This window comes from Streptomyces sp. NBC_00386 (assembly GCF_036063235.1).
Taxonomy (GTDB): Bacteria; Actinomycetota; Actinomycetes; order Streptomycetales; family Streptomycetaceae; genus Streptomyces.
The window spans coordinates 414,912-438,326 of record NZ_CP107950.1; the positions used below are offsets into that span (position 1 = coordinate 414,912).

Sequence of the window (23,415 nt, forward strand, 5' to 3'; positions counted from 1 at the left end):
CGAAATCGTCCCTCACCCCTGCGAAGACTTACCGGAATTCGGCAAGGGGTCACCGGACCGCGCCGAAGCGGTCAGGAAATCCCGAATTCCTTGCCGAGCAGATCGAATACTTCGTCGTCCGTAGCCGATTCCAGATCGCTGCCGCCCGTACCAGGTCCTTCCTGGACCGGCACCTTGCCGAATTCACCGGCAATCGCCAATACGGCCTGGAGCTTTGACACGATCCGGTCGCGAGTTTCACTCGCCGACAACCGCGTGACCAATTCTTGTTCAATCCTGTCCAGGTCGGCAAGTAGGGAATTCACTAGGGCCGGTCCGGCCGCCCCCGCCGTCTCCATGAGTACGTGACGGGCCAGAAGAGCGGGTGTCGGGTAGTCGAAGACCAGCGTCGCGGGGAGCCGCAGCCCGGTGGCCTTGTTCAGCCGGTTGCGCAGTTCGACGGCCGTGAGGGAGTCGAAGCCCAGGTCCTGGAAGGCGTGTTCCGGCCGGACCGTACGGTCCGACGCGTGCCCCAGGACCGCGGCCGCCTCGGCCCGGACAAGGTCCAGCACGGTCTTCTCCCGCTCGGCCTCCAGCAGCCCCTCCAGGCGCTCGGCCAGCGAGGACGCGGGGGGAGCGGCGGCGGCCTGCGCGGTCCTTCGGGCGGCCGCGGCCGGCACGAGGGCGCGCAGCACCGGCGATACCTCACCGGCGCGCAGTGCGCCGGTGTCGATGCGGACCGGGGCGAGTACCGCCTCGTCCGAAACCAGTGCCGCGTCGAACAGCCGCAGCCCCTCCTCCGGCGACAGCGGCAGCACTCCGCTGCGTGCCATCCGCGCCCGGTCGGCCTCGGCGAGGCCGTCCGTCATCGCACCGGGCTGTTCCCACACACCCCATGCCAGCGATGTGGCGGGCAGCCCTTCACGGCGCCGGTGTGCGGAGAAGGCGTCGAGGAAGGAATTCGCCGCCGCGTAGCTCGCCTGACCGGCGCTGCCGACCATGCCGGCGACGGACGAGAACACCACGAAGGCGGTCAGGCCCATTTCCCGGGTGCACTCGTGCAGGTTCAGCACGGCGTCCACCTTGGGGCGGAAGACCTCCCTCATCCTCTCCGGTGTGACCGAGGCGACGACCCCGTCGTCGAGAACACCCGCGGTGTGCACGACGGCCGACAGCGCATGCGTGCCGAGCCCGTCCAGCATTCCGGAGACGGCCTCCCTGTCCGCGACGTCACAGGCCGCCCAGGTGACCTCGCCACCCCATGCGACCAGTTCGGCCTCCAGCTCGGCCGCACCGGGTGCGTCCGCGCCCCGGCGGCTCGCCAGCAGGAGTCGGCGCACCTTGTGCTCGGACACCAGGTGCCGCGCGACGAGCGCGCCCAGCGCCCCGGAGGCACCGGTCACGAGGACGGTGCCGCCGGCGAGGTCCGGCAGGTCGGCGGCGGTAGTGGTAGCGGTGGCGGTGGCGGTCCCGGTGGCCTTCACCAGGCGCGGTACGAACACCTCCCCGTCGCGGACCGCGAACTGCGGCTCACCGGAAGCAAGTACGGCAGGCAGCACACCGACCGCCTCATCGGTGTCCTCGGCCTCCACCAGCACGATCCGGTCCGGGTTCTCCGACTGCGCTGACCGCACGAGCCCCCACACCGCAGCATGAGCCAGATCGCCCGGACGCGTCACCAAGGCCAGACGCCCAGGACGCTCCTCCGCCAACCACCACTGCACCAACCCCAGAACCTCACTCGCAGTGCGGTGCACACGGTCGGCGGTCTGCGTACCGGACCCCGCCGGGCACGGAACGACGGTGACCACCGCGACATCGGGAAGGGCCGGCTCGGCGGGCAGAGCGGCCGGATCCGAGTAGCTCCGTACGTCGAGGCCGACGGCAGCGTCAGTCGCCGTGAGGGCCGCGGGCTGCCATACGAGGCGGAACAGCGAGTCGTCGACACGCCTGCCGGAGCCGCCCGCCACGAGCAGTTGCTCGCGCGACACCGGCCGCAGCGACAGTGAGCCGACCGTGGCCACCAGACCGCCCGAGGCGTCGGCCACGGTCAGCGACACCGCGTCCGTACCCGTGCGAGAAACCTTGACCCGCAGCGCCGTCGCCCCCGCGGCACGCACACCCACCTCGGACCAGGCGAAGGGCAGCAGCGGCCCGTCGACGACGGGGCCGAGCCCGCCCGCGCCGATCGCGTGCAGCGCCGCGTCCAGCAGCGCCGGATGAACGGCGAACGCGCCCGCCTCCGTGCCCTCGGGGAGGGTGACCTCGGCGAGAACGTCGTTCCCGCTGCGCCAGACCGACCGCAGGCCCCGGAAGACCGGGCCGTAGCCCAGGCCGAGTCCGTCCAGGCCCTCGTAGAACCCGGTCAGGTCGACGGCATCCGCACCCGCCGGCGGCCACGCGCCGAGGTCCGCACCGTGCGGCGGCTCGGGCAGCGCGTCCCTCAGGGAGCCGACTGCGTGCCGCACCCACGGCGCGTCGTCCGGGGCGTCCTCCCGTCGCGAGTGCACGCTCAGCGCGCGCCTGCCCGGCTCCTCCTCGGCCCCGACCCACACCTGCACGGCCACACCGCCGCGGTCCGGGACGATCAGCGGTGCTTCCAGTGTCAGCTCCTCGACCTGTGCACAACCGGCCTCGTCGCCCGCGCGCACCGCCAGTTCCACGAGCGCGGTGCCCGGCAGCAGCACGCTGTCCATGACCGTGTGGTCGGCGAGCCAGGGGTGCGTCCTGAGCGAGAGCCTCCCGGTGACCAGGAACCCGTCGGCGCCGGGCAGTGCGACCGCCGCACCGGCCAACGGGTGCTCCGCCGCACCCAGCCCGAGTCCGGTGGCGGCGGCGCTGCCGGTGAACTCCTCGGGCGCATCCAGCCAGTAGCGCTCGTACTGGAAGGCGTAGGTCGGCAGGTCGACGCGGCGGGCGCCGGGGAAGAGCGCCTGCCAGTCCGGGGAGACGCCATGAGCGTGCAGTTCGGCGAGCGCGGTGACGACGGCCTGCGGCTCGGGGCAGTCGGCGCGCAGCAGCGGGACAGTGACGATGTCCGCGTCGAGGCAGCCTTCGGCAAGGGCGCTGAGGACGCCGCCGGGGCCGATCTCCACGAAGGTCGTCACGCCCAGCTCGTGGAGAGTCCGGACGCCGTCGGCGAAGCGGACCGCTTCACGGACGTGCCGGACCCAGTACTCGGCCGTGTACGGCTCGGCCAGTCGGCCGGTGAGGTTCGAGACCACCGGGATCCGCGGCTCGTCGAAGGCCAGACCGCCGACGACCTGTGCGAACTCCTCCAGCATCGGGTCCATCAACGGCGAATGGAACGCGTGACTGACCTTCAGACGGGACGTCCTACGACCCTGCTCCCGGAAGGCCTCACCTATGGCGACCACCACGTCCTCGGCCCCGGAGACAACGACCGACCTCGGACCGTTGATCGCCGCGATCCCGACACCGTCGGTCAGGTACGGCAGCACCTCGTCCTCGGTCGCCTGGACCGCCACCATCGCCCCGCCGACGGGCAGGGCCTGCATCAACGCGGCACGCGCCGACACCAGCCTCGCCGCATCCCCGAGCGACAACACACCCGCCACGTGCACGGCCGCGATCTCACCCACCGAGTGACCGGCCACGTAGTCCGGCCGGATGCCCCACGATTCGAGAAGCCGGAACAGGGCGACCTCGACGGCGAAGAGCGCGGGCTGCGTCGAACCCGTCTGGTTGAGCTCTTCCGCGTCGACGCCGACCGGCACGTCCAGAAGCGCGCACACCTCGTCGTACGCCGCAGCGAACACGGGGTACGCCGCGTACAGTTCACGCCCCATGCCGACCCGCTGCGAACCCTGACCCGAGAACAAGAACCCGACCTTGCCGCTGGTGTTCGGTTCACCCAGGAGGACCCGGTTGGACGGAGACCCTGCGGCCAGCGCACGGAGCCCTTCCAGGAATTCATCCCGGTGCTCCCCCACCACGGCGGCCCGGTGCTCCATGGCCGAGCGTGTGGTGGCGAGCGAGAACCCGATGTCGGCCGCCTGCAGGTCCGTGGCCGCAGCCGTCGCCAGGGACAGCAGACGCTCCGCCTGTGCCCGCAGCGCCGCCTCCGTCCTGCCGGACAGCACCCACGGTACGACCGCGCCGGTGTCGGACACGGGCGGCAACTCCGCAGAGGCGGGCGCCTGTTCGACGATCACGTGGGCGTTGGTGCCGCTGATGCCGAAGGACGACACGGCGGCGCGGCGCGGCGCGTCGGTCACCGGCCACTCCACGGCCTCGGTGAGCAGCCGGACATCACCGGCCGACCAGTCCACGTGCGGGGTCGGGCCGTCGACGTGCAGGGTCTGCGGCAGCACGCCGTGCCGCATCGCCATGACCATCTTGATCACACCGGCCACGCCCGCCGCGGCCTGCGCATGGCCGATGTTCGACTTCAGCGAGCCCAGCCACAACGGCCGCTCCTCCGACCGCTCCTGACCGTACGTGGCGATCAGCGCCTGCGCCTCGATCGGGTCACCCAGCCTCGTACCCGTACCGTGCGCCTCCACCGCATCGACCTGCTCCGAAGACAGGCCCGCATTGGCCAGCGCCTGCCGGATCACCCGCTGCTGCGAGGGCCCGTTCGGAGCCGTCAGACCGTTCGACGCGCCATCCTGGTTCACCGCGCTGCCCCGCACGACGGCCAGCACCCGGTGCCCGTTCCGACGGGCATCGGACAATCGCTCCACCAGCAGCATGCCCGCACCCTCGGCCCACCCGGTGCCGTCCGCGCCGGCCGCGAACGCCTTGCACCGGCCGTCCGCCGACAGGCCACGCTGACGGCTGAACTCCACGAACGTCGAGGGAGTCGCCATGACGGTCACACCACCGACCAGCGCCATCGAGCACTCACCACTGCGCAGCGACTGGGTCGCCAGGTGCAGCGCCACCAGCGAGGACGAGCACGCCGTGTCCACCGTGACCGCCGGCCCCTCGAGCCCGAACGTGTACGAGAGCCGGCCGGAGGCGATGCTGCCCGCGCTGCCGCTGCCCAGGTAGGCGTCCATGCCCTCCGGAGCCGTCTTCACGCGGCCGCCGTAGTCGTGGTACATCACGCCGGCGAAGACACCGGTCCTGCTGCCCCGTACCGTCGCCGGGTCGATCCCGGCCCGCTCGAACGCCTCCCACGACGTCTCCAGCAGCAACCGCTGCTGCGGGTCCATCGCCAGCGCCTCACGCGGCGAGATCCCGAAGAAAGCCGGGTCGAACTCGGCAGCCTCGTGGAGGAAGCCGCCGTGGCGCACGTAGGACTTGCCGGAGCGGTCGGGGTCCGGGTCGTAGAGGTTCTCTACGTCCCAGCCGCGGTTCTCGGGGAATCCCGAGACCGCGTCGCCGCCGGAGGCGACGAGGCGCCACAGGTCTTCGGGCGACCGCACGTCACCGGGAAACCGGCAGGCCATGCCCACGATCGCGATCGGCTCGTCAGCCGTTCCGGTCACCGCGGCGACCACGGTCTCGGGCTGCTCCTGGACGCCCAGTGTCTCGGCGAGCAGGAAGCGGGAGAGCGCGACGGGTGTGGGGTGGTCGAAGACCATGGTCGCGGGGAGCCGCAGCCCGGTCGCCGTGTTCAGCCGGTTGCGCAGTTCCACCGAGGTGAGCGAGTCGAAACCGGCGTCCTGGAACGCGTGTTCCGGCTGGACGGCCTGGGCCGAGGCGTGGCCGAGCACGGCGGCGACCTCGGTACGCACCAGGTCCAGCACCACCTGCTCGCGCTCGACCTCGGACAGCCCGGCCAGCCGCCGGCCCAGCGATCCCTTCGGCGCGGTCCTCGCCGTGCGCCGCGCGGTGCCCCGTACCGGGCCGCGCAGCCCTCGCAGGACCGGCGGCACCGTGCCCTGCGGCCCGCCCAGGTCCAGCCTCAGCGGGGCGACGACGGCCCGGTCCAGGGCCAGTGCCGCGTCGAACAGCCGCAGTCCTTCGTCGACGGCCATCGGGGCCAGGCCCACCCGCTTGAGCCGGGCGAGGTCCGCCTGGTCGAGCCGGTCGGCCATGCCACTGCCCTGCTCCCACAGGCCCCATGCCAGCGACGTGGCGGGAAGCCCCCGGGCGCGGCGGGCTTCGGCGAAGGCGTCGAGGAAGGTGTTCGCCGCCGCGTAGTTGCCCTGTCCCGCGCTGCCCAGGATTCCGGACACCGAGGAGAAGACGACGAACGCCGACAGGTCGCTCGTCAGTTCATGGAGATTGAGCACGGCGTCGGTCTTCGGGCGCAGCACCTTCTCCATGCGCTCCGGGGTGAGCGCGGCGATCACTCCGTCGTCGAGGACGCCGGCCGTGTGCACCACGGCCGTCACCGGCGTGCCGGACAGCACCTCGGCGAGGGCGTCCCGATCGGCCACGTCGCAGGCCGCCCAACGCACCTCGGCGCCCCACGCGGCCAGTTCGGCCTCCAGCTCGACCGCACCGGGTGCGTCCGCGCCGCGCCGGCTGAGCAGCAGCAGACTGCGCACACCGTGCTCGGCGACCAGGTGCCGGGCGAACAGCCCGCCCAGCGCACCGGACGCGCCGGTCAGCAGGACGGTGCCGGAGCCGAAGTCCGGCGTGCCGGTGGCGGTCCCGGTGGCCTTCACCAGGCGCGGTACGAACACCTCCCCGTCGACCACCGCGAACTGCGGCTCACCGGAAGCGAGCACGGCGGGCAGCACACCGACCGCCTCATCGGTGTCCTCGGCCTCCACCAGCACGATCCGGTCCGGGTTCTCCGACTGCGCTGACCGCACGAGCCCCCACACCGCAGCATGAGCCAGATCGCCCGGACGCGTCACCAGCACCAAACACCCCGGACGCTCCTCCGCCAACCACCACTGCACCAACCCCAGAACCTCACTCGCGACGCTGCGCACACGGTCGGCGGTCTGCGTACCGGACCCCGCCGGGCACGGAACGACGACGACGTCCGGTGCCCCTTCCGACTCCCGCAGTGCGTCGAAGTCCGCGACCGTCTCGATCACCAGCGCGTCGGTGGCGGAGGGAAGGGTGAACGGCGTCCACTCCAGCGCGAACAGCTGATCGCCGCCACCGGCACCGCGCGATTGCTCCGCCGAGACGGCCCGCAACGACAGCGACTCGACCGAGGCCACCGGGTCACCGGTGCCATCGGCCACGGCAAGCGTCACCGAACCGGTGGCAGTCCGCGACAGTTTCACCCGCGCCATCGCCGCACCGGCAGCCTGCACGGCGACGCCGGACCACGCGAACGGCAGGACCGGGCCCTCGTCCAGCGCCACCAGCCCACCGGCGGCCAGTGCGTGCAGGGCGGCGTCCAGCAGCGCGGGGTGCAGGGCGAACTCCGCTGCCTCGGCAGCCGACTCGTCCGGCAGCTCGACCTCGGCGAAGACGTCGTCCCCGGCGCGCCACACCGAGCGCAGTCCCTGGAAGACCGGACCATAGTCCAGGCCCGCAGCGGCCATGCCCTCGTAGAACCCGGTCAGGTCGACGGCATCCGCACCCACCGGCGGCCACGCGCCGAGGTCCGCAGCGGACGGTGCCTCTGCCGAGGACAGCACACCCGTCGCGTGTCGCAGCCACGAACCGTCGTCGACGCGCGAGTGCACGTTCAGCTGCCGCCGGCCGGACTCGTCCTCCGGACCGACAGCCACCTGAAGGGTGACGCCACCGCGCTCGGGCACGACCAGGGGAAGCTCGAGGGTGAGGTCTTCGACCCAGCCGCATCCCGTCTCGTCGCCCGCCCGGATCGCCAACTCGACGAACGCGGTGCCGGGCAGCAGAACGGTCCCGTTCACGGCGTGGTCGGCGAGCCACGGGTGGGTTTTGAGGGAAATCAGTCCGGTGAGCAGGATCCCGTTGCTGTCGGCCGTCGCAATCGCGGCACCGAGCAGCGGATGGTCCGCCGCCTCCAGGCCGGCGGCCCGGACGTCACCGGGCGTCTGGGGAACGTCGAGCCAGTAGCGCTCACGCTGGAAGGCGTACGTGGGCAGGTCGAGGCGGCGGGCGCCCGGGAGGAGTGTCCGCCAGTCGGGCGAGATGCCCTGGGTGTGCAACTGTCCGACGGCGGTGACGAGCGCGTACGGCTCGGGCCGGTCGGCACGCAGGACGGGAACGGTGACGACGTCCGTACCGTCGTCGAAACAACCCTGGACCAAGGCGCTGAGCACACCGCCCGGACCGATCTCGACGAACGTGGTCACACCCAGCTCGTGCAGGGTCCGCACACCGTCGGCGAAGCGCACCGCTTCGCGCACGTGCCGCACCCAGTACTCGGGCGTGTACGACTCGGCCGGCCGGCCGGTGAGGTTCGAGACCACAGGAATCCGCGGCTCACAGAACGTCAGACCGCTGGCGACCTCCGCGAACTCCTCCAGCATCGGATCCATCAACGGCGAATGGAACGCGTGACTGACCTTCAACCAGGACGTCTTACGACCCCGGGCAGCGAACGATTCGGCAATCGCCGCAACTGCGTCCTCGGTACCCGAAATGACCACCGACCGAGGGCCGTTGACCGCCGCGATGCCGACGCCGTCGGTCAGATGCGGCAGTATCTCGTCCTCGGTCGCCTGCACAGCAACCATCACCCCGCCCGCGGGCAGCGCCTGCATCAACGCGGCACGCGCCGACACCAGCCTCGCCGCATCCCCGAGCGACAACACACCCGCCACATGCGCAGCCGCAATCTCACCCACCGAATGACCAGCCGCGTAGTCCGGCCGGATGCCCCACGATTCGAGAAGCCGGAACAGCGCCACCTCGACCGCGAACAACGCCGGCTGCGCCGAACCCGTCTGGTTCAACCCCTCCGAGTCGACATCGACCGTGGCATCGAGACATGCGCACACCTCGTCGTACGCCGCCGCGAACACCGGATAGGACGCATACAGCTCCCGCCCCATCCCGACCCGCTGCGAACCCTGACCCGAGAACAAGAACCCCACCTTGCCCCCGACGCCACCCACCGGAGCAGCACCGGACACAAGCGCCTCCAGCCCCTGCCGGAACTCTCCGAGCTCCTCCCCCACGACCACCGCACGGCGCTCCAGCACCGCACGCGACGTCGCCAGCGAGAACGCCACATCCTCCGGCCGAACCTCAGCGCCCCCGACGCCCGCAGCGTCCAGGAAGGACAGCAGCCGGCCCGCCTGTGCTCGCAGCGCCGCATCGCTCCTCGCCGACAGCACCCACGGGACCGGTCCCGAGGCCGAAGTCGAGGCCGAAGCCGGGGACTTCTCCGCCACGCTGGGCGCCTGCTCGACGATCACGTGGGCGTTGGTGCCGCTCACGCCGAAGGAGGACACGGCGGCGCGGCGCGGCGCATCGCTCCTGGGCCACTCCACGGCCTCGGTCAGCAGTCGGACGTCACCCGCCGACCAGTCCACGTGCGGCGTCGGCTCGTCCACGTGCAGGGTCTGCGGCAGCACACCGTGCCGCATCGCCATGACCATCTTGATCACACCACCGACACCGGCCGCGGCCTGCGCATGGCCGATGTTCGACTTCAGCGAGCCCAGCCACAACGGCCGCTCCTCCGACCGCTCCTGACCGTACGTGGCGATCAATGCCTGCGCCTCGATCGGGTCACCCAGCTTCGTACCCGTACCGTGCGCCTCCACCGCATCGACCTGCTCCGAAGACAGGCCCGCATTGGCCAGCGCCTGCCGGATCACCCGCTGCTGCGAGGGACCGTTCGGAGCCGTCAGACCGTTCGACGCGCCGTCCTGGTTCACCGCCGTACCGCGAACGACCGCCAGCACCCGGTGACCGTTGCGCCGGGCGTCGGACAGCCGCTCCACCAGGAGCATGCCCGCACCCTCGGCCCAGCCCGTACCGTCCGCACCGGCCGCGAACGCCTTGCACCGGCCGTCCGCCGACAAGCCCCGCTGACGGCTGAACTCCACGAACACGGACGGGCCTGCCATCACCGTGACGCCGCCGACGAGGGCCATCGAGCACTCACCGCTGCGCAGTGCCTGCGCGGCAAGGTGGAGGGCGACGAGCGAGGACGAGCACGCCGTGTCCACCGTGACCGCCGGGCCCTCGAGCCCGAACGTGTACGAAACGCGCCCCGAAGCGACGCTGCCCGCGCTGCCGTTGACGAGGTAGCCCTCCAGCCCTGCCGGCGAGGTGTGCACGCGGCCGCCGTAGTCGTGGTACATCACGCCGGCGAAGACACCGGTCCTGCTGCCCCGTACCGTCGCCGGGTCGATCCCGGCCCGCTCGAACGCCTCCCACGACGTCTCCAGCAGCAACCGCTGCTGCGGGTCCATCGCCAGCGCCTCACGCGGCGAGATCCCGAAGAACTCGGCGTCGAAGTCCGCCGCGTCGTGGAGGAAGCCGCCCTCCCGGGTGTAGCTGGTGCCCCACTGGTCGGGGTTCGGGTCGTAGAGCTTCTCCACGTCCCAGCCGCGGTCCTCGGGGAAGCCCGACACGGCGTCGCCGCCGGAGGACACCAGCTGCCAAAGGTCCTCGGGCGACCGCACGCCGCCGGGATAGCGGCAGGCCATGCCCACGATCGCGATGGGCTCGTCCGCCGTTCCGGTGGCCGTGGAGAGGGTCGCCGGCACGGCTGCCGCCGCCTCGCCGGAGCCTGCGGCCTCGGTGGTGAGGAAGCGGGCGAGGGCAAGCGGGTTCGGGTGGTCGAAGATCAGGGTGGCGGGCAGGCGCATACCGACGGCCGAGTTGAGCCGGTTGCGCAGTTCGACGGCGGTGAGCGAGTCGAACCCGATGTCCTTGAACGAGTCGTCCGCGCCGACCGACTGTGCGGCGGCGTGCCCGAGCACGGCGGCGACCTGGGTACGCACCAGGTCCAGCACCACGTGCTCACGTTCGGCTTCCGGCAGCCCGGCCAGCCGCTGACCCAGCGATCCCTTCGGCGCGGTCCGCGCCGTGCGCCGCACCGGCGCGACCCGCACCAGTCCGCGCAGGACAGGCGGCACGGGCTGCCCCGGTCCGTCACGGAAGGCGGACGTGTCGAGCCGGATCGGGGCGACTGCCGCCCGATCGATGGCCAGTGCCGCGTCGAACATCCGCAGGCCGTCCGTCGGCGGGATCGCGGCGAGGCCCATCCGCTTGATGCGGGTGAGATCGGTGTCGTCGAGGCTGCCTGTCATGGCGCTCTCGCTGTCCTGCGCCCACAGGCCCCAGGCCAGCGACGTGGCCCGCAGGCCCACGGAACGGCGGTGCTCGGCGAGGGCGTCGAGGAAGGTGTTGGCGGCGGCGTAGTTCGCCTGGCCGGGCGTGCCGAGGGTGCCCGCCACCGAGGAGAAGAGCACGAACGCGGACAGGTCGCCGGACAGCTCGCCCGCCAGGTCGTGCAGGTTCAGCGCCGCGTCCACCTTCGGACGGAACACGGCGTCCAGCCGCTCGGGGGTCAGCGAGCCGATGATTCCGTCGTCCAGGACGCCGGCGGTGTGGACGATCGCGGACAGGCTCGGCCCGGGGCCGGTCAGGAGTGCGCGCACGGCGTCGCGGTCGGCCACATCACACGCGGCCCAGGTGACGTCGGCGCCGTTCGCGGTCAGCTCGGCGGTGAGTTCGGCCGCGCCGGGTGCGTCGCCGCCGCGGCGGCTGACGAGCAGCAGACTGCGGACGCCGTGCTCGGCGACCAGGTGCCGGGCGAACAGCCCGCCCAGCCCGCCCGACGCGCCGGTCAACAGAACGGTGCCGGAGCCGAGGCCGGGCAGCTCCGGCTCCGCGTTCGGCGCGGCGACGCGGACCAGTCTCGGCACCCGGACCTCGTCGTCCGGGTGCACCGCGGCCTGCGGCTCACCCGACGCGATCAGGCCGGGTAGCACCCGGGCAAGACCGGCGCCGTCAACACCGCTGCCGATGTCGGCATGGGCATCGCTGGAGGTCTCCACCTGCACGATGCGGTCGGGGTTCTCGGTCTGCGCCGAGCGCACCAGTCCGCGGACCGCCGACTGGGCGAGGTCTCCCGTACGCGTCACCAGCACCAGGCGCGCCGGGCGTTCCTCGGCAAGCCACCACTGCACCAGCTCCAGCACGGCGTGGGTGACCTCACGGATCCGGGTGGCCAGGTCCGCACCGGTCCCGGTCGGGCAGGGCACGACCACGGCATCGGCGACGGCTGCGGCATCGCTGTCCGCCGGCGAGTCAGTGGAACGGAGCGCGGCGAGATCCTCGTACGTCTCGATCCTCATGCCGTCCGGCGCGGACGGCAGGCCGAACGGCATCCACTCCAGACCGAAGACCGCGTCGTCGCTGCCGGAACCGGCGCGCAACTGGTCGGCGGGCGCCGGGCGCAGCGTCAGCGAGTCCACCTGCGCGACCGGTTCACCGGTGCCGTCGGCCAGTACCAGCGACACCGTGGAGGTGCCGGTGCCGACGCGCGAGACCTTCACCCGCAGGTCGGAGGCTCCGCCAGCCGCCAGGCGCACGCCGCTCCAGGCGAACGGCAGCAGTCCGTTCCCCGTCCCGGCCTCAGGCTCGACCGCGCCCAGCCAGACGGAGTGCAGGGCGGCGTCGAACAGGGCGGGGTGCAGTCCGTACTTCCCGGCCTCCGTTCGCTCCGTGCCGGGCAGCGCCACCTCGGCGAAGAAGTCGTCCCCGCTCCGCCACGCGGTACGCAGCCCCTGGAAGACGGGGCCGTAGTCGAGTGCCATGTCGGCGAGGCGGTCGTAGAACCCGTCGACGTCGACCGGCTCCGCACCCACGGGCGGCCACGCGGTGAGCGAGCCGTCCGCGGGTCCTCCTGTGGCGACGGTCAGCGAGCCGGAGGCGTGCCGGACCCATACCCGTTCGAAGTCGTCCTCGTGGGCGTACACGTCCCCGTCGTCGATCCGCGAGTGCACGGTCAGCGGCCTGCGGCCCGAGCCGTCGTCGGCGCCGACGCGCACCTGCAGGGCGACGCCGCCGCGCTCGGGCACGAGCAGCGGTGTCTCCAATGTCAGCTCTTCCAACAGGTCGCAGCCCACGGCGTCGGCAGCGGTGATCGCCAGCTCGACGAACGCGGTCCCCGGCAGGAGCGCGACCCCACTGACGGCGTGGTCCACCAGCCACGGGTGCGTGTGCGTCGAGAGCCGCCCGGTGAGCAGGTGTCCGTCGCCGTCGGCCAGCGGCACGGCGGCGCCGAGGAGCGGGTGACCGGCTTCGCCCTGCCCCACCGCGCGCAGGTCACCGGCCGAGGCGGGGGCATCGAGCCAGTAGCGCTCGCGCTGGAAGGCGTAGGTGGGCAGGTCGACGCGCCGGGCGCCCGGGAAGAAGGCGTGCCAGTCCACTTCGGCACCGCTGACGTGCAGTTCGGCGAGCGCGGTCACGACGGCCTGCCGCTCGGGACGGTCGGCCCGGAGTACGGGAATGGTGACGATGTCGTCCGCACAGCCCTGCGCCATGCCGCTCAGCACACCGCCGGGACCGATCTCCACGAACGTGCTCACACCCAGATCGCCGAGGGTGTCGATGCCGTCGGCGAAGCGGACCGCCTCACGGACGTGTCGCACCCAGTACTCGGGCGTGTACGCCTCGGCCAGGCGACCGGTGAGGTTCGAGACCACAGAAATCCGCGGCTCACCGTAGGACAGCCCGCGAACGACCTCCGCGAACTCCTCCAGCATCGGGTCCATCAACGGCGAATGGAACGCGTGACTGACCTTCAACCGCGAGGTCTTGCGGCCCTGTCGAGTGAAAACCTCGCCGATCTCCAACACCGCGTCCTCGGCACCGGAGACCACAACGGACCGCGGGCCGTTGACCGCCGCGATCCCGACGCCGTCGGTCAGATGCGGCAGCACCTCGTCCTCGGTCGCCTGGACCGCCACCATCGCGCCGCCCGCGGGCAGCGCCTGCATCAACGCGGCCCGCGCCGACACCAACCTCGCCGCATCCCCGAGCGACAACACACCCGCCACATGCGCGGCCGCGATCTCACCCACCGAATGACCAGCCACGTAATCCGGCCGCACACCCCACGACTCCAGCAACCGGAACAGCGCCACCTCCACCGCGAACAACGCCGGCTGCGTGCAACCCGTCTGGTTCAACCCCTCCGAGTCGACATCGAGCGTGACGTCGAGATGTGCGCGGATCTCGTCGTAGGCGGCGGCGAACACCGGATACGCCGCATACAGCTCACGCCCCATACCGACCCGCTGCGAACCCTGACCCGAGAACAAGAACCCGACCTTGTCCGCCGAGTGAGCGCGTCCGGCGACGACGTTCGCCACCGGTTCGCCTGCCGCGAGGGCCTCAAGTCCTGCCCGCAGCTCGACCGGGTCGGTGCCGATCACCGCGGCCCGGTGCTCCAGCGCCGACCGCGTCGTGGCCGACGAGAATCCGACGTCGACGGGCGACACATCGTCGGTCACGAAGGCCAGTAGACGCTCCGCCTGGGCCCGCAGCGCCACTTCATTCTTTGCCGACAGCACCCACGGCACGGGCACCGGGCGGTGTTCCCGGGCCGGGTCGGCCACGGCCGTGGCGGGCGCCTCCTCGATGATCGTGTGCGCGTTGGTGCCTCCGATGCCGAAGGACGACACCGCGGCCCTGCGGGGCCTGGCGGTCCCGGGCCATCGCACCGGCTCGGTCAGCAGCCGCACGGCGCCCGCCGACCAGTCGACATGCGCGGTCGGCTCGTCCACATGAAGCGTCTGCGGCAGCATGCCGTGCTGCATCGCCAGCACCATCTTGATGACACCGGCGACACCCGCGGCGGCCTGCGTGTGACCGATGTTGGACTTGACCGAGCCCAGCCACAACGGCCGGTCGTCGGAGTGTTCCTGCCCGTACGTGGCGAGCAGCGCCTGCGCCTCGATCGGGTCACCCAGCCTCGTACCCGTGCCGTGCGCCTCGACGGCGTCCACGTCGGCCGGCGTGAGCCCGGCGTTCGCCAGCGCCTGCCGGATCACCCGCTGCTGCGAGGGACCGTTCGGCGCGGTCAGACCGTTGGACGCACCGTCCTGGTTCACCGCACTCCCCCGCACGACGGCCAGTACCTTGTGGCCGTTCCGACGGGCGTCGGACAACCGCTCCACCAACAGCAGACCGACGCCCTCGCCCCAACCCGTACCGTCGGCACCGGCCGCGAACGCCTTGCACCGCCCGTCGGGCGACAGACCGCGCTGCCGGCTGAACTCCACGAACAGGTCCGGCGTGGTCATGACGGTGACGCCCCCGACCAGGGCCATCGTGCACTCGCCGCTCCGCAGGGCCTGCGCGGCGAGATGGAGGGCCACGAGCGACGACGAGCACGCCGTGTCGACCGTGACCGCCGAACCCTCCAGGCCGAACGTGTAGGAGATGCGTCCGGAGACGACCGAGGCCGCCTTGCCGGTGAGCGCGTACCCCTCGATCTCCTCGGGCGCGTTGCGCAGTCCGTTGGCGTAGTCCTGGCCGTTGGTGCCGATGAAGACACCGGTGCGGCTGGCGCGGACGGAGGCGGGGGCGATACCGGCGCGCTCGAAGGCCTCCCACGCGGTCTCCAGCAGCAGCCGCTGCTGCGGGTCCATGGCCAGCGCCTCGCGCGGCGAGATCCCGAAGAGACCGGCGTCGAAGCGGTCGGCGCCCTGAATGAAGCCGCCCTCGCGCGCGTACGTCTTGCCGGGTCGGTCGGGGTCGGGGTCGTAGAGCGCGTCGATGTCCCAGCCGCGGTCGGTGGGGAAGCCGGACATCGCATCCTGGCCGGAGCTCAGCAGCTCCCACAGGTCCTCCGGCGACTGGACGCCACCGGGGAAGCGGCAGCTCATGCTGACGATCGCGAGGGGCTCGTCGGCCGCGGCGGCGGCCGTCGCCTGCGCGGCGTCCGCCGCCGGCCCGTGCCGGCCGAGGAGTTCCACGCCCAGGTGACGGGCGAGGGCCGTGGGGGTCGGGTGGTCGAAGACCAAGGTGGTGGGCAGCTTGAGGCCGGTGGCCGTGTTGAGCCTGTGGCGCAGTTCGACGGCGGTGAGCGAGTCGAAGCCGGTCTCGCGGAACGTCCGGTCGGCTTCGAAGGCGCCCTTGCCCGTGTGGCCGAGCACCGTGGCGGCCTGCTCGCGGACCAGGTCCAGCAGGATGCGGCTCTGCTCCCCCGGCGTGGCGCCGAGGAGGCGCTGGACCAGCGCGGACGCGGGCACTTCGGCACTCCGCGCGGCCTGGGCGCGTACTTCGAGGACCTTGCGGGCCTCGGGTACACCGTGCAGCAGCGGGCAGGGGCGCGTTCCGGCGAAGGCCGAGACGAAGCGGTCCCAGTCCACGTCCGCGACGGTCACGGAGGTTTCGCCGTGGGTCAGCGCACCGTGCAGCACGGAGATCGCGGGAAGGGCCGCGATCGCCCGTACGCCACGCCGCCGCAGGTGGTCACCGGCGGCGCCGTCGGCCATGCCTCCGTCCGCCCAGGATCCCCAGGCAACGGCCAGCGCGGGCAGGCCCTGCGCCCGGCGCTGCTCGGCGAGGGCGTCGAGGAAGGCGTTCGCGGCACCGTAGGCGCCCTGGCCGCCGTTGCCCCAGACACCGGTCATCGAGGAGAAGAGCACGAAGGCGTCGAGGTCCTGGCGGTCCCGGGTGAGCTCGTGCAGGTTGAGCGCTGCGTCCACCTTGGGACGCAGCACGTGGTCGAGGCGCTCGGGCGTGAGCAATTCGACCAGACCGTCGTCGAGTACGCCTGCGGTGTGCACCACGGCGTTCACGGTGTGCCGGCCGAACAACTCGGCAAGCGCGTCGCGGTCGGCCGCATCGCACGCGACGACGGTGACCTGGGCGCCCAACTCCTCCAGTTCCGCCTTGAGTTCGGTGGCGCCAGGGGCGTCGGGGCCCCGGCGGCTGGTGAGCACGAGGTGTTCGGCACCGGCACCGGCGAGCCAACGGGCCACGTGTCCGCCCAGCGCACCCGTACCACCGGTGATCAGCACCGTGCCGCGCGGCGACCAGGGTGCGTCCGCGGGTTCCGTGCTTTGCGGCGCGCGCACGAGGCGGCGGCCGGACACTCCGGAGGCGCGTACGGCGAGCTGGTCCTCGTCGGCCTGGGCCAGCACGCCGACCAGTCGCTCCAGCGCGCGGGAGTCGAGCTCGGCAGGCAGGTCGACGAGCCCGCCCCAGCGCTGCGGCTGTTCCAGGGCGACGATCCTGCCCAGGCCCCAGAGCTGGGCGGAGACGGGGTCGGTCAGCAGGTCCGTCGTGCCGGTCGACACCGCGCCGCTGGTCAGACACCACAGCGGGGCCTCGATCCCGGCGTCGCCGAGGGCCTGGAGCAACAGAACGAGCCGCTGGAGGGCATCAGCCCCCGCTTCTCCCTGTGCTGCGGCGAACAGGATGCCGTCGGCCTGCTCGTGCCCGGCGCCGGCGAAGGCCCGGGCGAGCACGTCGCGGTCGGTGTCCTCGCCCACGGCGAACGGTACGAGCGCGACGCCGAGTTGCGTGAGCCCGGCTCGGATCGCCTCGGTCCACGCGGTCTCCTCGGAGACCGCGTAGAGCCAGGTCCCCGACGGAGCGGCCCCGACCATGTCACCGAGCGGCTGCCAGGTGATCCGGTAGCGCCAGCCGTCGGCGGTGGACTGCTCGCGCCGCTGCCGGCGCCAGGCGGCCAGCTTGGGTGCGACCACGCCCAGTTCGGCGGGCTCCAGTCCCAGGAGCGCACCGAGAGACGCCCGGTCCTCGCTCTCGACGGAGTCCCAGAACTCGGTGTCCATCGCCTCCGGGGCGCCGGCGGTCGCCCGAGGCGCGTCGAGCCAGTAGCGCTCGCGCTGGAAGGCGTAGGTGGGCAGATCGACACGCCGGGCGCCCGGGAAGAAGGCGTGCCAGTCCACTTCGGCACCGCTGACGTGCAGTTCGGCGAGCGCGGTCACGACGGCCTGCCGCTCGGGACGGTCCGCCCGGAGTACGGGAATGGTGACGATGTCGTCCGCACAGCCCTGCGCCATACCACTCAGCACACCGCCCGGGCCGATCTCCACGAACGTGCTCACACCCAGATCGCCCAGAGTCTCGATGCCGTCGGCGAAGCGGACCGCCTCACGGACGTGCCGCACCCAGTACTCGGGCGTGTACGCCTCGGCCAGGCGACCGGTGAGGTTCGAGACCACCGGAATCCGCGGCTCACCGTAGGACAGCCCGCGAACGACCTGCGCGAACTCCTCCAGCATCGGATCCATCAACGGCGAATGGAACGCGTGACTGACCTTCAGACGGGACGTCCTACGACCCTGACCGGCGAACACCTCTGTAATCGCCGTAACCGCGTCCTCGGCCCCGGAAACGACCACGGACCGCGGGCCGTTGACCGCCGCGATCCCGACCTCCTCGGTCAGATGCGGCAGCACCTCGTCCTCGGTCGCCTGGACCGCCACCATCGCGCCGCCCGCGGGCAGGGCCTGCATCAACGCGGCCCGCGCCGACACCAGCCTCGCCGCATCCCCGAGCGACAACACACCCGCCACATGAGCAGCCGCGATCTCACCCACCGAATGACCAGCCACGTAATCCGGCCGCACACCCCACGACTCCAGCAACCGGAACAGCGCCACCTCGACCGCGAACAACGCCGGCTGCGTGCAACCCGTCTGGTTCAAGCCCTCCGAGTCGACATCGACCGGCGCATCCAGAAGCGCGCACACCTCGTCGTACGCCGCCGCGAACACCGGATACGCCGCATACAGCTCACGCCCCATGCCGATCCGCTGCGAGCCCTGACCCGAGAACAGGAACCCGACCTTGCCCTCGACGGCACCACCCACCACAGCAGCACCGGAGACAAGCGCCTCCAACCCCTGCCGGAACTCCCCGAACTCCTCCCCCACGACCACCGCACGGCGCTCCAGCACCGCACGCGACGTCGCCAGCGAGAACGCCACATCCTCCGGCCGAACCCCAGCGCCCCCGACGCCATCGGCCTCCAGAAAGGACAGCAACCGGCCCGCCTGCTCCCGCAGCGCCCCATCGCTCTTCGCCGACAGCACCCACGGCACCGGCCCCGTAACGGCCGTCTCGCGGGCGGGCTCGTCGCTCGTCGCGGCCTGTTCGACGATGACGTGGGCATTGGTGCCGCTGATGCCGAAGGACGACACTGCGGCACGGCGCGGCACGTGGGTCGCAGGCCACTCCACGGCCTCGGTGAGCAGCCGGACACCACCGGCCGACCAGTCCACGTGCGGCGTCGGCTCGTCCACGTGCAGGGTCCGCGGCAGCACGCCGTGCCGCATCGCCATGACCATCTTGATCACACCGGCCACGCCCGCCGCGGCCTGGGCGTGGCCGATGTTCGACTTCAGCGAGCCCAGCCACAACGGCCGGTCGCCGTCCCGTCCCTGGCCGTAGGCGGCGACGAGGGCTTCTGCCTCGATCGGGTCGCCGAGCCGCGTGCCCGTACCGTGCGCCTCCACGGCGTCGACGTCCGCGGGCGCGAGTCCGGCGGCCGCCAGGGCCTGGCGGATGACGCGCTGCTGGGAGGGGCCGTTGGGCGCCGTGAGTCCGTTCGACGCGCCGTCCTGGTTGACAGCGCTGCCGCGAACGACCGCCAGCACCTGGTGCCCGTTGCGGCGGGCGTCGGACAGCCGCTCCACCAGGAGCATGCCCGCGCCCTCGGCCCAGCCCGTACCGTCCGCACCGGCCGCGAACGCCTTGCACCGGCCGTCCGCCGACAGGCCGCGCTGGCGGCTGAACTCCACGAACATGCCGGGCGTGGACATCACGGTGACGCCGCCGGCCAGGGCCATCGTGCACTCGCCGCTCCGCAGCGACTGGACGGCCAGGTGCAGCGCCACCAGCGAGGACGAGCAGGCCGTGTCCACGGTGACCGCCGGGCCTTCGAGGCCGAACGAGTAGGCCACGCGGCCCGAGGCGACGCTGGTCGTCGTGCCGGTCAGCAGGTAGCCTTCGATGCCGTCGGCCGGCTCGTGCAGCCGGGGGCCGTAGTCCTGTGCCGTCGCGCCGATGAACACGCCCGTCCGGCTCCCGCGTAGCGTGGCCGGGTCGATGCCGGCCCGCTCGAAGGCCTCCCACGCGGTCTCCAGGACCAGCCGCTGCTGCGGGTCGATCGCGGCGGCCTCGCGGGGGCTGATGCCGAAGAAGCCGGCGTCGAACTCGGCCGCCTCGTGCAGGAAGCCGCCGTGCCGCGTCGAGGACTTGCCGAGCGTCCCGGGCTCCGGGTCGTAGAGCGCTTCGACGTCCCAGCCGCGGTCCGCCGGGAATCCGGAGATGGCGTCGCCACCTGAGGCGACCAGCCGCCACAGGTCCTCGGGGGAACTCGCCCCGCCGGGCAGACGGCAGCTCATGGCCACGATGGCGATGGGCTCGTCGGGGTCGGCCGACGTCGCGGACACGGAGGCCGCCGTGTCCTCGCCGCCCAGGGACCGGGCGGCGAGGTGGCGGGCGAGCGCGGCAGGGGTCGGGTGGTCGAACAGCAGCCCGCTGGGCAGGCGCAGGCCGGTGGCCTCGCCCAGTTGGTTGCGCAGTTCCACCGAGCTGAGCGAGTCGAAGCCGAGGTCCTTGAACGTCCACTCGGTCTTGACCTGGCGGGCTTCGGCGTGGCCCAGGACGGCGGCGATGTGTGCGCGGACCAGGTCGAGCACGGCCTCGTCGCGTTCGGACCGGGGCAGTCCGGTCAGCCGTCGGCCCAGGGCTCCGAGGGGCGCGCTGTCGGTCTCGGCGATGGCGATGGCGTCCGGCTCCGGAGCCGCGGGAGCCCAGCCGGTGGTGGCGACGGACGACGTGGTGTCGCCGTCCAGCCAGTACCGCTGCCGTTCGAACGCGTAGGTGGGCAGTGCGACCTTGCGGCGTGCGTCTCGCCCGCCGCCGAACAGGGCGTCCCAGTCCGGCTCCACGCCGTGGACGTGCAGCGAGGCGACTGCCGCAAGCAGGGCCTGCGCCTCGGGGCGACGGGCGCGCAGGGCGGGGACGAACAGGGACTCGCTGTCAGCGCCGGCGCGGGCCATGGAGGTGAGCACGCCGCCCGGGCCGAGCTCCAGGTAGGTGCGGACGCCCTGCTCGTCGAGGCGGGCGATGCCGTCGGCGAAGCGGACCGCGTCGCGCACATGACGGACCCAGTACGCGGCCGTGCACCCTTCGTACTCCGAGGGCTCTTCTGACAGTCGGCCCGTCACGTTGGACACGATCGGGATGCGCGGGGCGTGGAAGGTGAGGCCCTCGGCCACGTCGCGGAACTCCGCCAGCATGGGTTCCATGTGCGGGGAGTGGAAGGCGTGACTGACCCTCAGCCGGCTGGTCTTGCGGCCCAGGGCGGCGAAGGCGTCGGCGATCTCGGTGGCGAGGTCCTCTTCGCCGGAGACGACGACGGAGTCCGGTCCGTTCAGGGCGGCGATGCTCACGCGGTCCGTGCGGTCGCCGATGCGGGCGCGGACCTCGTCCTCCGTGGCCTGGACGGCGATCATGACGCCGCCGGCGGGCAGCGCCTGCATCAGACGCCCGCGCGCGGCCACGAGGGCGCAGGCGTCGGCGAGCGAGAGGACGCCGGCGACGTGCGCGGCGGCGAGTTCGCCTATGGAGTGGCCCACGAGCACGCCGGGGGTGATGCCCCAGCTCTCCAGAAGCCGGAACAGGGCGACCTCGAGAGCGAACAGCGAGGTCTGCGTGTAGAGGGTCCGGTCGAGTTCGGCCGCTTCCTCGGTGCCTTCGGGGGCGAACATGACCTCGCGCAGCGGCCGCGGCAGCAAGGGGTCGAGGTGGGCGCACACCTCGTCCAGCTCGGTGGCGAACGCGGGGACGGCCTCGGCCAGTTCGCGTCCCATGCCGGCTCGCTGGCTGCCCTGGCCGGAGAAGAGGAAGGCGAGCTCGCCGCGCGCGCCCGTGCGGTCCGTGCGGCCCGTGGTCAGTGCGGCGTCGATGCCGCCGGTGGACAGCTCTCGCAGGGCGCGCAAGAAGTCGTCGCGATCCTCGCCCACGACGACCGCCCGGTGTTCGAAGGCGGTGCGGCCGGTGGCCAGCGACCAGCCGGCGTCGGGCAGGACGAGACCGGGGTGCCCCTCGGCGTGTGCGAGCAGGGCGGCGGCCTGGGCGCGCAGCCCGGACGCGGTCCTGGCGGACAGCGGCCAGAGGGTCGGCGCCGCGCTCGTACCCGCCTCCGCGGCCGCGCCCGCCGCGGTCGCCCGGTGTTCCGCCAGCACGATGTGGCAGTTGGTGCCGCCCATGCCGAACGAGCTGACGCCGGCGTGCAGCGGGCGGTCCTCATGGCCCTCCCACGACATGTGCTCGGTCTGCACCCGCAAGTTCAACCGGTTCAGGGGGATCGCCGGGTTCGGCGTCTCGAAGTTGAGGCTGGCGGGCAGTTCGCGGTGGCTGAGCGACAGGGCGGCCTTCAGCAGGCCGGTGATGCCGGCGGCACCCTCCAGGTGGCCGACGTTGGTCTTGGCCGAGCCGACCCGCAGTGGGCGGCCGCGCTCGCGTCCCGCACCGAGCACCGCGCCGAGCGCGGCCGCCTCGACGGGATCGCCGACCTTGGTGCCGGTGCCGTGCAACTCCACGTAGCCGACGTGGGCGGGGTCGATCCCGGCCCGCTCGTAGGCGAGACGCAGCACCTGTTCCTGCCCCGCCTGCAGCGGCACGGTCAGCCCGTCGCCGCCACCGTCGTTGTTGACCGCGCTGCCGCGGATCACGCAGTAGACGGGGTCGCCGTCCGCGACGGCCCGGGCGAGAGGTTTGAGCACGACGATGCCGCCGCCCTCGCCGCGGACGTAGCCGTTCGCGCGGGCGTCGAAGGTGAAGCAGCGGCCGTCGGGGGACAGGCCGCCGAACTTGGCGGCGCCCATGGCGCTCTCGGGAACGATGTTGAGGTTCACGCCGCCCGCGAGGGCGATCGTCGATTCGCCCTCGCGGAGGCTCTCGCAGGCGAGGTGGACCGAGACCAGAGAGGAGGACTGGCCGGAGTCCACGGTCAGGCTGGGGCCGTTGAGCCCGAGGAAGTACGAGACCCGGTTGGCGATGATGCTGCGGTGCAGGCCGGTGACGGTGTGCGGAGAGATGGCGGTGAGCCCGGAGCGGTGGTGCAAGGTCGCGTAGTCGTCCCAGATGGCGCCGACGAATACCCCGGTCCGGGTGGAGCGCAGCGTCCCGGCACGCACGTGCGCGTCCTCCAGCGCTTCCCAGGCCAGCTCCAGCACAAGCCGCTGCTGCGGGTCCATGGCGGCGGCCTCCTTGGGGGAGACTCCGAAGAACCCGGCGTCGAAGTGGCCGATGCGGTCGAGGAATCCTCCCCGTCGGATGTCGGTCCTGCCGGGTGCGGACGGGTCGGCGTCACCCACCGCGGCCCCGTCCCACCGGTCCGGGGGGACGTCGGTGATCGCGTCCGCGCCCTCGCTGAGCAGCCGCCAGAAGGCGGCTGGGCCGGCGGCCCCCGGCAGTCGGCACGCCAAGCCGATCACAGCAATACCATCGGCCGAATCCGCCGAAGCCGAACCGGACCGATTCACCATTCCGCTGAGCTCGGACTCGACCATATTGCACTCCACCCACCCGCACAGAGAATGAAAAGGCACCACACCGTGCCGGCCACGGCACAGGCGATCGGTTCGACCGGGCGGCAACAAGTTG

General features: G+C 72.2%; 1 protein-coding gene. It reads right to left on the reverse strand.

The window, feature by feature from the left end; genetic code table 11:
• Positions 1–71: 71 nt before the first annotated feature.
• Entirely contained in the window at positions 72–23,321 is a 23,250-nt protein-coding gene (locus OG780_RS01540) for a type I polyketide synthase (protein WP_443062088.1), read from the reverse strand.
• Between the last annotated feature and the right edge of the window lie 94 nt (positions 23,322–23,415).

Excerpts from the sequence above, each read along its gene's own strand:
- OG780_RS01540 (WP_443062088.1), bottom strand. The coding sequence starts at position 23,321 with ATGGTCGAGTCCGAGCTCAGCGGAATGGTGAATCGGTCCGGTTCGGCT.